Source organism: Paraburkholderia sp. BR13444 (genome assembly GCF_040948755.1).
Lineage (GTDB): Bacteria > Pseudomonadota > Gammaproteobacteria > Burkholderiales > Burkholderiaceae > Paraburkholderia > Paraburkholderia youngii.
This window is the reverse complement of sequence record NZ_JBFPKM010000001.1, coordinates 824562-839162: the sequence shown is the minus strand read 5'-3', so window position 1 is coordinate 839162 and position 14601 is coordinate 824562. Positions and strand designations below refer to the sequence as shown.

The following is a 14601-nucleotide window of genomic DNA, read 5'->3' as shown; positions in this document are numbered from 1 at the left end:
TCATCAGTACCCCGTAAGGTTTCGTTAAGCTGCTGGGGCCGATAATGCGGCGGCTAAAACCGCAGCAAGGAGGGGAGAGACCATGCGCCTGCTATTGGTCGAAGACGACGACATGATCGCGGAATCGGTGCTGGGCGCGATGCGCCGCGCCGGCTACGCGATCGACTGGGCCGAGGACGGCCGCGCGGCGGAACTGTCGCTCGATAACGGCGTGTACGACCTCGTACTGCTCGACCTCGGCCTGCCGAAAAAAGACGGCATCGACGTGCTGAACGCGTATCGCCGCAACGGCGGCGCGGCGCCGGTCATCATCCTGACCGCGCGCGACGCGATCGACGAACGCATCCGCGGTCTCGACGCCGGCGCCGACGACTACCTGATCAAGCCGTTCGATCTCGACGAACTGGCCGCGCGCATTCGCGCGCTGCTGCGCCGGCGCACCGGCCAGAAGCAACCGGTCTACAGCCACGGCGAACTGACGCTCGACCCCGCCGCACATGAAGTCACCAAGGACGGCGTGCCGCTGCCGCTGGTGCCGCGAGAATTCGCGCTGCTGCAGGCGCTGATCGAGGAGCCGACCCGCGTGTTCACCAAGGCCGAGCTCGAAGAAAAGCTGTACGGCTGGGGCGAAGAAGTCGGCAGCAACACGATCGAAGTGCATGTGCACAGTCTGCGGCGCAAGATCGGCGCGGACCAGGTCGTGACCGTGCGCGGGGTCGGCTACCGCCTGAAGAGGTGCGGATGACGTCGATTCGCCGCTGGCTGCTCGGCTGGCTGATCTTCGGCATGGCGGCGACCTCGATGGTCGCGGCTTTCGCGATCTTCCATACCGCGCGGCGCGAGGCGAGCGAGCTGTTCGACTACGAACTGCGCACCGTCGCGTTGTCGCTGCCGTCGTCGCTGAGCGGCGCTGGGCTGCGCGAGCGTCGTGCCCCCGACCTCGGTGATCTCGCCGACGACCGCATCGTCATCGAGATATGGGACAAGAGCGGCACGCTCGTCTATCACTCCGCGCAGGCGCCGATGTTCGAGCGTCTGGCGCCGGGGTTCCACACGGTGCCGCGCGGCGAGTACCACTGGCGCATCTTCGGCGTCGCGCAGCCAGACCGCTACGTGCAGGTCGCGCAGCCCGTGTCGGTGCGCGAGGACCTCGCGTTGCGTCTCGCGCTGCACACGCTGTGGCCGCTCGGCGTGCTGCTGCCGGTGACGATCGCGCTGGTGCTGCTGGTGGTCGCGCGCGGGCTCGCGCCGATCGGCGGGCTGTCGCGCGCGCTCGCGACGCGTTCGATCGATTCGCTCGAACCGCTGCGGCTCGACGGCAACATGCCGGTCGAAATCCGCCCGCTCGTCGAAGCGCTGAACGATCTGCTGCAACGGCTGCATACGGCGTCGCAGGCGCAGCGCACGTTCATCGCCGATGCCGCGCACGAGCTGCGCTCGCCGCTCGCGGCGCTGAAGCTGCAACTGCAGGCGGCGTCGCGCGATGGCTCGCTGAGGGGCGAGGGGCAGACGCTCGAGCGTGTCGAAAATCGGGTGAACCGGATCATCCACCTCGTGCAGCAATTGCTGACGCTGGCGCGCGAAGACGCGCAGCCGGTCACGTCGACGGTGCCGGTCAGCCTGCGCCGCATCGGCGAGCAGGCGGTCAGCGATTGTTCCGTGCTCGCGGAGCTGCGCGAAATCGATCTCGGCCTCGAATGCGAACAGGCGCGCACACCGAACGACGCCTACACGGTGCTCGCCGAGCCGCACAGTATCAGCGTGTTGTTGGGGAATCTGATCAACAACGCGATTCGTCATACGCCGCGGGGCGGCCGTGTCGACGTGGTGCTGCGGCGCACGGGCGAGCGGGTTGGCTTCGAGGTCGTCGACAGCGGCTCGGGGATTCCGGAGGCGGAGCTCGAACGCGTGTTCGACCGTTTCTATCGCGGCGAGGAGTCGAAGGGCGAGGGCAGCGGGCTCGGTCTCGCGATCGTCGCGCGGATCGCCGAGCGGCATCAGCTCGGGCTGTCGCTGCGCAACAATGTCGGCGCGCCGGGCTTGCGGGTGTCGGTCACCGGGCTGCACGCGCCCGCCGCCGATGCGCCCGTCACGGCCGCGAATTAACGATCGTCATTGCGGCTAGCGGTTGTCACAAGCATATAGGCGCACGCTGCTACAATCTCATTTTTATAGATCGACAGATTGGTTGTGCACTATGGGTTTCGAACAACTCGCTGAACTGAAGAAGCAACTGGCCGCGGCGCGAGCCGCCGCCGAGGGCGCCGGCAAGCCCGATCGCAAATCGGCTGCGCGCCCCGCTTCGAAGTCCGCTGGCAAGCCCGCTTCAAATCCTGGGGCACATCCTGGCTCTAACGCCGAGCGCGGCGCCAATCCGGGCACGAAGTCCGGTGGCCGGGCCGGCGGAAAGCCGGCCGCGAAGGCCGGTGGTCGGCCGGACGGCAAGCCGGGCACGCGACCCGGCCGCCCGCAGCCGCGCCACGCCGCACCCGAAGGCGCCGCGCCCGCCAGACCGGCGGCGGTGGACGCCAAGCCGGTGGACCCGGTGGTGCGCTCGATCGGTCGTCTGCAAAAGCGTTTCCCGGTCGCTTTCCCGAAGAATCCGGCCCCGAAGCTGCCGCTGAAGATCGGCGTTTTCGAAGATCTCGTCGTGCATGCGAAGGAGCTGTCGCTGACCGAAGCCGAGCTGCGCGACGCGATCAAGACGTGGTGCCGTGGCGGGCGCTACTGGAAGAGCCTCGTCGAAGGCGCCGCGCGCGTCGATCTGGCGGGTGTCGAAGCCGGCAAGGTCACGGCGCAGGAAGCGGCCGGTGCGCAGCGCCTGCTCGCGCATCGCGCGGCGAAGGGCGCGCAGAAGGCCGCCGCGGCGACGGCAAGCGCGAATGCTCCGACCGATGCCGGTACACCGTCACCGTCCGCGAAGGCGACCGCCGACGAGCCGCAGGCCGAAGCAGCGGTAGCGCCAGTCGTCGAACAGGCGGTTCCGCAAGCGGATGCCGCTGCTGCAACGCCGGAAGCGGTAGCACCGAATGCCGCCGGCAGCGGAGACGCCCAGGCGCAAACCAGCGCTCAACACGAGACGCAAGCTTCCACTCCCTCCCAGGCCTAACCCTCGCATAATCCGTCGCGGCCTCGCTCACGAGGCCATGACGTGCGGCGCAGCCGTCAGCCGGCTGCGCACGAATCCCACATGCTCCCGCAGCACATAAAACGCATCCGCATACGCTAACGGCATGCGCAGGTGGTTCAGCGCCGCCTCGATCTCGTCCAGTTGCCCCAGTAGCTGTGTGCGCTCCTCGTCGGTTGCGCCGGCGAGCGCGTGCCGCTCGATCGCAATCAGCGAACCGTAATAGCGATAGATGCGCGAGCGCACCCGCCACCGGTACAGCGCCGGAATCACCCGCATCGCGGGCAACAGCAGTACGGCGACCGGCAACAGCAGGACCAGCGTGCGATCGCCGATGCTCGCGAGCCAGAACGGCAGCGTCCGATACAAAAAGCCCTTGCCGGTCCGGTAATAGCGCTGCGCGTCCTCGCTGATCCGGTATTCGTGCTCGACCGGTGTCGGGAACTGGCCGGCGTGCTGCAACAGGCCCGCGGCGCCATGTACTTCCTGCGCCGCCTCGATCAGCAGATCCGAGATCGCCGGATGCAGCGTGCTGCGCGCGACGAGTTCGACCGTCGGACTGATCAGATGCACGGTCTCGGGCGGAATGCGCCGCTTCAGGTCGAGCACGCCGGGCGGCAGGTCGATCTGGTCGAGAAACGGAAACACGCGCGTATAGGCGCTGGCTTCGTCGAAATTCATCACCGAAATGCCGGGTACGCGCAACAGCCGCAGCATCAGGCCGCGCGTCGCCGAGTCGCCGCTCAGGAGCGCCGCGTCGACCTCGCCGGCGACCAGCTGCGTGGCGGCCTGCAGACCGTCGCTCGGCACCAGCGTCGTGGCGCCGCCTGGCTCGATGCCGTTCGCCGCGAGCAGTTGCAGCGCGAGCAGCCGCGTGCCGCTGCCTTCGCGGCCGACCGCTATCCGCTTGCCTTCGAGCTGCGCCAGTTGCGTGAGCGCCGCGCCACGATAGAACACGACGATCGGCACATAGAACACGCTGCCGAGCGACACCAGCGACGACGTATCCAGCCCTTGGGCCACCCCGCCTTGCACGAACGCGATATCGACTTGCTGCTTCGGGTCCAGCAGCCGCTGCAGGTTCTGCACGGACCCATCGGATTCGAGCACGTTCAGGCGGATGCCGTTGCGCGCGAGGATCTTGCGGTACTGGTTCGCAGTGACGACGAACGAGCTGTCGCGCGGGCCGGCGCTGATCGTGATCGTGCGCGGCGGCGCCGGATTGGCGATCCAGACGATCAGCACGATCGCGAACGCGATCAGCAGCGCCGTGATGAAGTAGGGCAGCAGGTGCTCGCGCCATTCGGCGCGCGTAAGTTCGGCGGAAAAGTGCGGAGGACGCGGACGCTGCGCTTTCATGAATACTCCGTGCTTGAAGCCGGGAGCAGGCATTGTCGCCTGTGCGCGGTGGCTTTGCCGTAGCGGTTCGTTCTATCGACCGGGCGCGCGGCGCTCGACGGAGCCTGCCGCCCGCGGCCGGAGAATAACGCGTACATGGCATAATTTGCCGCAAATCGCGGTCTGGCAGTAGTGGACTTCACAACTCGCGGCGTGTCGCTGGGCGCATGTTGAATCGTCGGCATCGGAAGATCGGCAGCTGGCTGGGGTCGCTCGCGATCCTGCTGACGACGCTCGCGCCGACGATCTCGCAGACGCTCGCCGCCCATCGCCATGCCGACGCGATGATGGGCGAGCATTGCCAGATGGCGCCGATGGACGACATGGCGTCGATGCCGGGCATGCGGATGCAGGACGACACGCCCGAGTCCACCCAGACCATCGCCAACCCGCCAGACAACACCGACGACACCGGCAATCCGACGGACAAGCACGCGCAGATGTCCGGCGATGCCTGCGGCTATTGCAGCCTGCTCGCGCATCTGCCGGTGATGCCGAGCGTCGGCATGCTGTTCGTCGCAGCGGTCCGCGCGCGCCAGCACACGGCCGTGACGCGCGATAGCAGCGTGCGCCGTGTCGAACCGCTGACCTTCGCGCAGCCCCGCGCCCCGCCTTCCGCTTCCTGATCCGAATCCCTTACGACGCGATGCGCGTACGTGCATCGCGCTTGCTCGCGCGCGTCCGTTCGACGGCGCGCGCCGGCCTCGTCATCACCGAACAGACAGGATGCACTCATGCACACATCAGCAACGCGCGGTGGCCGTCCGCCGCGCGCGGCGCCGCTCATCGCGGCCGCCACCTATGTCGGCTACACCGCTTACGCCGCGTGCGGCGTCGTAGGCCTGATCACCGCGCCGTCCATCGCGCAGGCGCACGCGATCGCCGGCAACCGCGTCTTCCCGGCGACGCTCGCGGTCGACGACCCCGGCGTCGGCGACGAAGCCAACTTCGAGTACGGCCATCAGCGCGTGCCTGGCGACAACGGCGATCAGAGCATCAACACGTTCAGCTTCGAGTACGACAAGCTGATCACGCCGCGTCTGGCCGTGTCGATCGACGGCGCGTACGTGCTCCAGAACAACCCGCGCGCGGCCGGCTTCAACAACTTCGGCGTCGGCCTCAAGTACCTGCTGTACGTGAACGAGCCGCACGAGCTGATGACGTCGATCGGCGTCACTGCGGAGCTCGGCGGCACCGGCAGTCGAGCGATCGCCGACAACTTCTCGACGATCTCGCCGACCGTCTACATCGGCAAGGGCATGGGCGATCTGCCCGATTCGCTCGCGTATCTGCGCCCGCTCGCGATCACGGCCGAGGCGGCCCCCGCGCTCAACACCGGCGCGGGTCAGCCGAACGCGTTCAACTACGGCTTCACCGTGCAGTACAGCCTGCCGTATCTGCAGCAGCACGTGCACGACGCGGGTCTGCCGCAGCCGTTCTCGAACCTGATCCCGCTCGTCGAGGTCCCGCTGTCGCGCAGCCAGGGGCAGACGACCGGCACGGTCAATCCGGGCTTTATCTGGATCAATCGCTACGGACAGTTCGGCGTCGAGGCACAGATTCCGATCAACCGTGCGAGCGGCTCGCACGTCGGCATTCTGGTGCAGGCGCACTTGTTCTTCGACGACATTGCGCCGACTACGCTCGGCAAGCCGCTGTTCCCATGAGTAGTGCAGGAGAAAAACGATGATGAACAGCTTCGAATATCACGCAATGCGCCTGGCGGCACTGATCGCCGGTGTGACGTTCGCGAGCGCGGCACTCGCGCATGTGTTTCCGCAGAAGCAGGAGCCGGGCGCGGGCGCATCGGTGGCCGCGCCCGCGCAGGTCAAGGTGACCTTCGACGGGCCGCTCGAACCGGCGTTCAGCTCGCTGAGCGTCACCGATGCGAGCGGCAAGCAGGTCGGCACGCAGAAGTCATCGGTGGATGCGCGGCAACCCGCGGTGATGACGCTGCCGCTGCCGAGGCTCGCGGCCGGACACTACACCGTGCATTGGGTCGCGGTGGCGTCGGACGGGCATCGAACGCATGGGGACTACGGCTTCGATGTGAAGTAGGGCGGCACGATGCGCCGTGTTCGCGCAAGCGGCGCTCAAACCCGCTTGAACAACTGCCGCGCGAGCGAGCACATCAGCATCGTCGCGGGCGATTCGTCCTGCAGGCGCCGGCTCATGATGATCGGCGACGCGGCGCTTGCCGACGGAATCGGCCGGTACGCGACGCCGTGCGCGCGCAAGCCCTCGACGCTCTCCGGCACGAGACACACGCCGACCTGCGCGGCGACCAGACCGAGCGCGGTCTGCAACTCGCGCACTTCGTGAATCGCCTTCGGCTCCAGCGCCTGATCGTGCATCGCCGAGATCTGCTGGTCCGCGTAGCTCGGCCGCGGCGTGCTTGGATAGACGATCAGCGTTTCCTCGGCGAGCGCGGCGAGCGTCAGCGGCTTCTTCTGCCGTGCGAGCGGATGGTCCTGCGGCAACGCCGCGATCATCCGTTCCTCGACCAGCACTTCGCGCGCGAGTTGCGCATCATCGAAGCGCAGGCGGCCGAAGCCGACGTCGATGCGGCCGCCTTTGAGCGCGGCCAACTGCTCGAGTGTGAACATCTCGATCAGCGATAGCTCGATATGCGGCGCGGCCTCGCGAAACGAGCGTATCACCGCGGGCAGCGCGCCATACAGAGTAGACGGCACGAAGCCGATCACGATGCGCTCCGCGAGTTGTGCGAGCCGGCGCGTGAGCGGCGCGAGATCGTCGGCTTCATCGATCAGACGCTTCGCCTGGGTGTAGAAAATGCGGCCGGCTTCGGTGAGCCGCAACGGTCGCGAGCCGCGCTCGAACAGCGGCAGGCCGACGTCTTCCTCGATCTGCTGGATCTGCCGCGACAGCGGCGGTTGCGTCATATGCAGACGATTGGCCGCCCGCGTGATGTTCATCTCCTCGGCGACCGCGATGAAGTAGCGAAGTTGGCGAAATTCCATGCATGCCTCAGAGGTGTGATGCGTCGGCGATCGGGTTGGTGTTGGAATGCCGCGCGCTGAATGTCCGTTTACGGCTCTGTGCTCCCGCAGGAGCGCTCCGCGGCGGCAACGAATGATAGCAACAGCACCGTCAAACCCTATCTGTAGGGGCTCGACGAATTTTCGTCGCTGGTTCTTTATCTGTCTGCTCGGCCTCGACGTTCAATCAATACCGCGCGCATTCGTTTAAATGACGTCGAGGCAGCAGATAGCGGAGGAGGGAGATCATGTGGTCCATCATTCTCGATACGCTCGGTGCGCTCGCGGTGCTCGCGAGCGTGGCGGCGCAGATCGCGCTGCTGCGCAAGCATTGAATAAAAAGCGCACTGAATAAAGCGCTTTCAGTGTGTAGCGCCTGATTTTGGCGTCTACTCGTAGGAGTCTGATGCATCGATCTGGTACGAGATGCACCGCGAACCAGATCAGCGCGTATTGCCCGAAATCTTCGTAAGCCCCGCGTAAACAGGTCCAACGAAATCCGCTTCGAATCGATTGTTCGTCGGAAGCGGCGTGTCAATTCGCCTCGAGCCGCTTTATCCGAGCTCACGCGATGCCTAAATTTACGACCTGTGACAGCGCCACTGCATTTCCAGCTTTTAGCGGCGTGGACCTCGCGACTTCTCGCGAGGCATGCCGGCGCGAACCATTGAAAGGACACGATGATGAGCAAGCTCACAGGCAAGGTAGCGGTTGTAACGGGTGCATCGAAAGGCATCGGTGCGGCGATTGCGAAGGCATTGGCGGCGCAAGGCGCGTCGGTCGTGGTGAACTATGCGTCGAGCCGCGCGGGCGCCGACAAGGTGGTCGCCGATATCACCGCGGCGGGCGGCAAGGCGGTCGCGGTTGGCGGCGACGTGTCGAAGGCCGCGGACGCGAAGGGCATCATCGATGCGGCGATCGAAACCTATGGCCGGCTCGACGTTCTCGTCAACAACTCGGGTGTCTACGAATTTGCGACGCTCGAAGAGATCACCGAAGCGCATTTTCATAAGCACTTCGATGTGAATGTGCTGGGTCTGCTGCTGGTGACGCAGGCGGCGGCCAAACATCTGGGCGAAGGCGGCAGCATCGTCAACGTGAGCTCGGTCGTGACCCGCATCACACCGGCGACCACCGCGGTCTACACGGCGACCAAGGGCGCGGTCGATGCGATCACCGGCGTGCTCGCGAAGGAACTCGGTCCGCGCAAGATCCGCGTGAATTCGGTGAATCCGGGCGTGGTCGAAACCGAAGGCGCGCACACCGCCGGCGTGATGGGCTCGGAGTTCGAAACCTGGGCGATCAGCACGACGCCGCTCGGCCGTATCGGCCAACCCGACGATATCGCCGATGTCGTCACGTTCCTGGCTTCGGACGACGCGCGCTGGTTGACGGGCGAGAGCCTGATCGCGAGCGGCGGCTCGCGTTGAGTCCGACGGGTTGCCAACGCTTACGGCAACCCGCTCTTCAGATCGACTGCGATAACGGATGGCGCGGCCGGTAGCACGACGGCCGCGCCGCCTGTTGCAGCGACGGCGCGCGAGCTACGCGCGTTGAACCTCGCCGACCGAGACCTCGGTTTCCGCTCCCGGCAATTCCACCGCAAAAAAAGCGTCGAGCAGATTCGAACCCGGCCGCTCGGCGAGCCGCGTCAGCGATTCGATCATCTGCACGCGGCAGTCGACGAGCGGCACCATCCGGATGCGCCGCGACTCGTTGAACTCGGCGCGCGCAATCACGCCGACCCCGATTCCCTGCGCGACCGCTTCCTCGAGCGCCTCGCGGCCATCCACGTACATGACCGGCTCGACCTGCAACGACTCGCGCACGAGCTCGATTTCGAGCAGTTGTTGGGTGACCGATTGCGGCTCGCGGAAGATCATCGGCTGTTCGACGAGCTCCGCGTAGCTGAGGCGGCGCTTCTTCGCGGCCGCATAGCTGGCCGGCACCATCGCGACCAGCGGATCGCGCCGCAACACGCGCGACCGCAGGCGGCTATGCACTTGCGGCGCAGCCGTGATCGCCGCGTCGACCGCACTCGACAGCACGCGCTGCATGCACTCGGCCGCATTGGCGATCGACAGCGTGACGACGATGCCCGGATGCCGCTGGCGAAACGCGCCGATCAGCGCGACGGCGAGATCGGGCGCATCGGCCGCGAGCGATAGCGAACCCGACTCCAGCCCGCCCGCCGATTCGAGCAGCTGACGCGCATCACGCTCGCAGCTGAGCATATGCCGCGTCACGCTGAACAGGCGCAGCCCGAGTTCGGTCGTCTCCACGCCGCGCGGCCCGCGCTCGAACAGCTTGACGCCGTAATCCTGTTCGAGGCGCCGCACATGGTCCGACACCGCCGGCTGCGTCAACGACAACGCCTGTGCCGCTTTAGAAAAGCCGCCATGTTCAGCGACCGCATGAAACGCCCGCAATTGCGCGTACTGCACGTGTGCCTCGCCGACTGATAAGTTTTTACGATACTGCCATCGATTATATCGATTTTACCGATGGACAGCGTTTCTATATCGTGTGAGGTATCGACATAGCGATATCGGAGTACCCGACATGGAAAGCGCGATCGGCGGTTCGGCGGCGGCATTGAGCGTTGCGGCCGCGGCAACGTCCGTCACCCGTGGCACGACATCCTGCGCGGCGCCGGCTGGCGGCGAGCCTTACTTGTTGACTCCGGGTCCGCTGACCACGGCACTCTCGACGAAACAGGCGATGCTGCGCGACTGGGGCTCGTGGGACGGCGACTTCCGCGCGATGACCGCTCAGTTGCGCGCGAGCCTGCTCGAAATCGCCGGCGACACCGCGGGGGAGTACGACTGCGTGCCGCTGCAGGGCAGCGGCAGCTACTGCGTCGAAGCGATGCTCGGCAGCCTGATTCCGCGCGACGGCCATGCGCTCGTGCTCGCGAACGGCGCGTACGGCAAGCGCGCGGCGACCACGCTCGGCTACCTCGACCGCGCCTGCACGCTGCTCGACAAGGGCGACTACCTGCCGCCGCGCGGCGTCGAAGTCGAGCGCATGCTGGCCGCCGATCCGTCGATCACGCACGTGGTCGCGATCCATTGCGAAACGAGCTCCGGCATCCTCAATCCGCTCGAAGAGATTGCGGCCGCGGTCGCGAAGCATAGCCGCAAGCTGCTGATCGATTCGATGAGCGCCTTCGGCGCGGTGCCGCTCGACGTGCGGCAGATCGCGTGCGAGGCGTTCGTGTCCTCGGCGAACAAGTGCATCGAGGGCGTACCGGGTTTCGGCTTCGTGATCGCGCGCAAGAGCGCGCTCTCCGAAGCGAAGGGCCGCAGCCATTCGCTCGCGCTCGATCTCCACGATCAATGGGACGTGATGAATCGTACGGGCCAGTGGCGCTTCACGCCGCCCACGCATACGGTGGCCGCGTTCCTCGAGGCGCTGCGGCTGTTCAGCCTCGAAGGCGGGCAGCCCGCGCGGCTCGCGCGCTATGCGAACAATCGCGACGTGCTGGTGGCCGGCATGCACGAGCTCGGCTTCGAGCCATTGCTCAGCGCGCACTGGCGCTCGCCGATCATCGTGACGTTTTTCTCGCCCGCGCATCCGTCGTTCGAATTCGCGCGCTTCTATGAACTGATGAAGGAGCAGGACTTCATCATCTATCCGGGCAAGCTGACGGTGGTCGACAGTTTCCGCATCGGCTGCATCGGCCAGGTCGACGAGCAGGTGATGCGTCGCGTGGTCGAGGCCTGTGCGCAGGCGCTGCGCACGATGGGCGTCACGCACGCGGCGCCGCCGCCCGCCGCGCTCGACGAACGCAAGGCGCTCGCGCAGGCGGCCTGAGCCGCGACGGCAAACCCAATACATTCGAATTTCCGGGGATTCAAGCAGATGAAATACGTGAAGGCAGTGATTTTCGATTGGGCCGGCACGGTGGTCGACTACGGTTCACGCGCGCCGATGGGCGCCTTCGTCGAGACCTTCGAGCAGTTCGGCGTGCCGATCACGATCGACGAAGCACGCGGCCCGATGGGCATGGCCAAGCGTCCGCATATCGCGGCGCTGATGGCGCTGCCGCGCGTCGCGCAGGCTTGGGCCGAGCGTCACGGCCATACACCGACCGACGCGGATATCGACGCCGTGTACGACGTGTTCGTGCCGAAGAACATCGCGGTCGCGGCGAGCTATAGCGCGGTGATCCCGGGCGTCGCCGAAGTCGCGAGCGCACTGCGTCACGACGCTATCCGCATCGGCACGACCACCGGCTATACCCGCGAGATCATCGACGAAATCGTTCCGGGCGCGGCCGCGCAGGGCTTCTCGCCGGACAGCATCGTGTGCACCGGCGATACGCCGGAAGGACGGCCGTCGCCGTACATGATCTACCGGACGCTGCCGCAGCTCGGCGTATGGCGCGCGAAAGAGGCGATCAAGGTCGACGACACCGAGGTCGGCATCGAAGAGGGCATCAACGGCGGCACGTGGGCGGTCGGCGTCGCGGTGAGCGGCAACGCGTTCGGCATGAGCGAGGCCGAGGTGAAGGCGCTGCCGGCCGACGAATTCGCCGCGCGCCGCACCGCCGCGACGGCCAGGTTGAAGGCGGCGGGCGCGCATTACGTGATCGACAGCGTCGCGGATCTGATGCCGGTCGTGTACGACATCGACGCGCGGCTTGCGCGCGGCGAGCGGCCTTGAAGCGTCAGCCCGACAACGTCACTTGAAGAAACCGACCGCGAGATCGATGAACTCGCGCACCTTGCGCGGCACGAACTCGCGGCTCGGGTACACCAGCGACACGGCCACGTCGCCATTGAGCACCGCATAGCCCTCGAGCACGCGCACCAGCGTGCCGGCGCGCAGTTCGTCCTCGACCATTTCGAGCGGCAGCAGCGCGATGCCCATCGCGCCGAGCGCGGCCTGCTTCTGCATGATCATGCTGTTGACCGTGAACGAGGCATCGATCGCGATGCTCTCGCCGCTGTCGTCGCCGCCCGCGCTCGCGCTTTCGGCGTCGCCGTCCCCCTTGCGGAAGATCCACATCGGGCCGGTCGTGTCGAACGGCGCGGCGATCAGCCGATGCGTCTCCAGCTCGGCCGGCGTTTGCGGATGACCGGCCTGCGCCAGATACGCGGCCGCGGCCACCGGCACCGCGTGCGAGTTGATCAGACGCCGCACCACCAGCGACTCCGAGCGGATCATATGCTCGGTCACGATGCCGACATCGAAGCCGCCTTCGAGCAGATCGACGCGTTTTTCCGTCAGCGTGACGCGCAGGTTCACCTGCGGAAAGCGCGCCTGATATTCGGCGAACAGCGGCGTCAGCCGAAACAGCGAAAAACTGCCGAGCGCGACGATGCGCAGGTCGCCGGCCACTTCGCGCGACGCCGTGGTCGCGCGCGATTCCACTTCCTCCAGTTCGGCGAGCAGCACGCGGCAACCGTCCGCGTATTGCGCACCGGCCTCGGTCAGCACGACCTTGCGCGTGGTGCGCTGAAACAGCCGAATGCCGAGATGCTGTTCAAGGCTCGACACATGGCGCGTGACGACCGATGTCGACACGTTCAGTTGCGCGGCGGCCTGCGCGAAGCTGCCGACATCGGCGACCTTGACGAAAGCCTGCATGGCCTGAAAAAGATTGATCATCTGAGTGCAAGAAACGTCTTTGTTGTTGCGCACGGCGGGGCCGCGTTCGCGCCCATGCTCAACTACCGCGCGAGCAGCGCGCCATCGCGCGCGACGACGCGGCCGTGCGCGACCACCAGCTTGCGCACCGGCCGCGCGACGAGCGCATGCGCGAGCGTGTCGGCATCGACCAGCACGAGATCGGCCCGGGCGCCCGGCTGCAAACCATAAGCTTCGAATCCGCAGGCGCGCGCGGCGACGCCGCTGACGCAATCGAACGCGAGCGCGAGATCGTCGTCGCGGCGCAGGCCGTAGCGCATCGCGATCAGCATCGCCCGTTCCAGCATGTCGGGCGAGCCGTACGGCGTCCACGTGTCGCGAATCCCGTCGTTGCCGCCGAACAGCGCGACGCCGTGCGCGCGGCAAGCCGTGAGCGGCGGCACCGGCACCGACGGCGGCGCGGTGGTCAACAGCGCGACGCGCAGCTCGGCGATACGCGCGAGCAGCGCATCGCGTTCGCGCTCGGGCAGCGCGCCGAGACAGAACGCGTGGCTGACCACTACTTGCCCCTGCATGCCGTGCGCGGCAACGCGATCGAGCAGCAAACCGAGCGTGAACGCGCCGATTTCGCCGGGCTCGTGCAGATGAATGTCGATCGGCTTGCGGTGACGCTCGGCGAGCGCGAACGTCAGATCGAGCGACTTCACCGGATCGCCGTCGATCAGCGCGGGATCGAGCGCGCCGAGCACGTCGGCGCCCGCCCCGAGCGCACGATCGAGCAGCGCGTCGGTGCCGGGCCGGCCGAGCAGCCCGGATTGCGGAAACGCGACGATCTGCAGGTCGAGCACGTCGCGCAGCGTGTCGCGCGTGGCCAGCACGCCGTCGAGATGGCGCAGGCCCGCGTCGGTGTCGATATCGACGTGCGTGCGCACCCGCGTCGTGCCGGCCGCGAGAAACGCGCGCGCGAGCGCGAGCGATTGCGCACCCGCGTCGTGGCCGCTTTCGGCGCGCCAGCGGCGCTCGTTTTCGATGCGGTCGGTCAGCTTCGGCCCGACTTCGTTGCGATACCACCGCAAGCCCCAGTTGGTCTTGTCCAGATGCGTATGCCCTTCGACGAAACCTGGCAGCAGCAGCGCGTCGCCGCCGTCCTCGACCGGCACACCGGGCTCGCGCGACAGAGCGGCGCCGAGCGCGGCGATCCGGCCATCGACGATCGACACCTCGACGCGCCGGCCGTCGGCGAGACGCACGTTGGTGATCAGCGAGGCGTTCGTCGTGGGGCGTGCAGTGGTCGTGGTCATAAGCGGTAGGCAAGGGGAGTGAACGGGGTGAACGGGGTGCAAGGGATACGCGGCCGGTGCGTTGACGCAACCCGCGATGCTACCCCGAGACGGTAATAAATCGCTCCCCGTTACGACTGATAAAGCGTGAATTAATCCGGGAATTCGACACGCCGAGATCGCGGCGGAGGGCCGCGCCGAC

At 66.7% G+C, this 14601-nt stretch carries 14 protein-coding genes; 9 read left to right on the top strand and 5 right to left on the bottom strand.

The features are described from left to right. The first annotated feature begins 82 nt into the window (after nucleotides 1-82). From AB3X95_RS03710 to AB3X95_RS03700, 3 genes are all read left to right on the top strand, one after another. Complete coding sequence (locus AB3X95_RS03710) at nucleotides 83-745, top strand: response regulator (RefSeq protein ID WP_018434619.1); 663 nt, start codon at nucleotides 83-85, stop codon at nucleotides 743-745. Next, entirely contained in the window at nucleotides 742-2106 is a 1365-nt protein-coding gene (locus AB3X95_RS03705; RefSeq protein WP_176125986.1) for an ATP-binding protein, read from the top strand. Before AB3X95_RS03710 ends, AB3X95_RS03705 begins: the two co-directional genes overlap by 4 nt. Before the next feature lie 91 nt (nucleotides 2107-2197). Further along, nucleotides 2198-3109, top strand: a complete 912-nt coding sequence (locus AB3X95_RS03700) for a ProQ/FINO family protein (RefSeq protein ID WP_368620702.1) — start codon at nucleotides 2198-2200, stop codon at nucleotides 3107-3109. Between the two features lie 27 nt (nucleotides 3110-3136). On the opposite strand, the gene AB3X95_RS03695 is transcribed toward AB3X95_RS03700, so the two are convergent. Beyond that, nucleotides 3137-4486, bottom strand: a complete 1350-nt coding sequence (locus AB3X95_RS03695; protein ID WP_176369179.1) for a TAXI family TRAP transporter solute-binding subunit — start codon at nucleotides 4484-4486, stop codon at nucleotides 3137-3139. 206 nt (nucleotides 4487-4692) lie between these two features. On the opposite strand from AB3X95_RS03695, the gene AB3X95_RS03690 reads away from it, so the two are divergent. The 3 genes from AB3X95_RS03690 (at nucleotide 4693) to AB3X95_RS03680 (ending at nucleotide 6583) form a co-directional block, all read left to right on the top strand. Further along, nucleotides 4693-5151, top strand: a complete 459-nt coding sequence (locus AB3X95_RS03690; RefSeq protein ID WP_368620701.1) for a DUF2946 domain-containing protein — start codon at nucleotides 4693-4695, stop codon at nucleotides 5149-5151. A 108-nt stretch (nucleotides 5152-5259) separates the two neighbouring features. Beyond that, entirely contained in the window at nucleotides 5260-6192 is a 933-nt protein-coding gene (locus AB3X95_RS03685; RefSeq protein WP_176125983.1) for a hypothetical protein, read from the top strand. Nucleotides 6193-6211: 19 nt separating this feature from the next. Beyond that, nucleotides 6212-6583: a copper resistance protein CopC gene (locus AB3X95_RS03680; protein ID WP_368620700.1), complete on the top strand. Its 372-nt coding sequence runs from the start codon at nucleotides 6212-6214 to the stop codon at nucleotides 6581-6583. Nucleotides 6584-6618: 35 nt separating this feature from the next. On the opposite strand, the gene AB3X95_RS03675 is transcribed toward AB3X95_RS03680, so the two are convergent. Next, on the bottom strand, nucleotides 6619-7506 hold the full coding sequence (locus AB3X95_RS03675) for a LysR family transcriptional regulator (RefSeq protein WP_368620699.1): 888 nt from the start codon (nucleotides 7504-7506) through the stop codon (nucleotides 6619-6621). A 701-nt stretch (nucleotides 7507-8207) separates the two neighbouring features. Here AB3X95_RS03675 and AB3X95_RS03670 point away from each other — a divergent pair. Further along, a complete protein-coding gene (locus tag AB3X95_RS03670) occupies nucleotides 8208-8954 on the top strand; it encodes a glucose 1-dehydrogenase (RefSeq protein WP_176125982.1) in 747 nt (248 codons plus the stop codon). Between the two features lie 114 nt (nucleotides 8955-9068). On the opposite strand, the gene AB3X95_RS03665 is transcribed toward AB3X95_RS03670, so the two are convergent. Continuing rightward, nucleotides 9069-9968, bottom strand: coding sequence for a LysR substrate-binding domain-containing protein (locus AB3X95_RS03665; protein WP_176108423.1), 900 nt, complete (start codon nucleotides 9966-9968; stop codon nucleotides 9069-9071). A gap of 118 nt (nucleotides 9969-10086) precedes the next feature. Between AB3X95_RS03665 and AB3X95_RS03660 the strand changes: the two genes are divergently transcribed. Continuing rightward, complete coding sequence (locus tag AB3X95_RS03660; RefSeq protein WP_368620698.1) at nucleotides 10087-11340, top strand: 2-aminoethylphosphonate--pyruvate transaminase; 1254 nt, start codon at nucleotides 10087-10089, stop codon at nucleotides 11338-11340. 48 nt (nucleotides 11341-11388) lie between these two features. Then, nucleotides 11389-12192, top strand: a complete 804-nt coding sequence (phnX, locus tag AB3X95_RS03655; RefSeq protein ID WP_176125980.1) for a phosphonoacetaldehyde hydrolase — start codon at nucleotides 11389-11391, stop codon at nucleotides 12190-12192. A gap of 18 nt (nucleotides 12193-12210) precedes the next feature. On the opposite strand, the gene AB3X95_RS03650 is transcribed toward phnX, so the two are convergent. Together AB3X95_RS03650 and AB3X95_RS03645 are read right to left on the bottom strand one after the other, a co-directional pair. Next, on the bottom strand, nucleotides 12211-13140 hold the full coding sequence (locus tag AB3X95_RS03650; protein WP_368620697.1) for a LysR family transcriptional regulator: 930 nt from the start codon (nucleotides 13138-13140) through the stop codon (nucleotides 12211-12213). 62 nt (nucleotides 13141-13202) lie between these two features. Continuing rightward, nucleotides 13203-14420: an amidohydrolase family protein gene (locus AB3X95_RS03645; RefSeq protein ID WP_368620696.1), complete on the bottom strand. Its 1218-nt coding sequence runs from the start codon at nucleotides 14418-14420 to the stop codon at nucleotides 13203-13205. Between the last annotated feature and the right edge of the window lie 181 nt (nucleotides 14421-14601).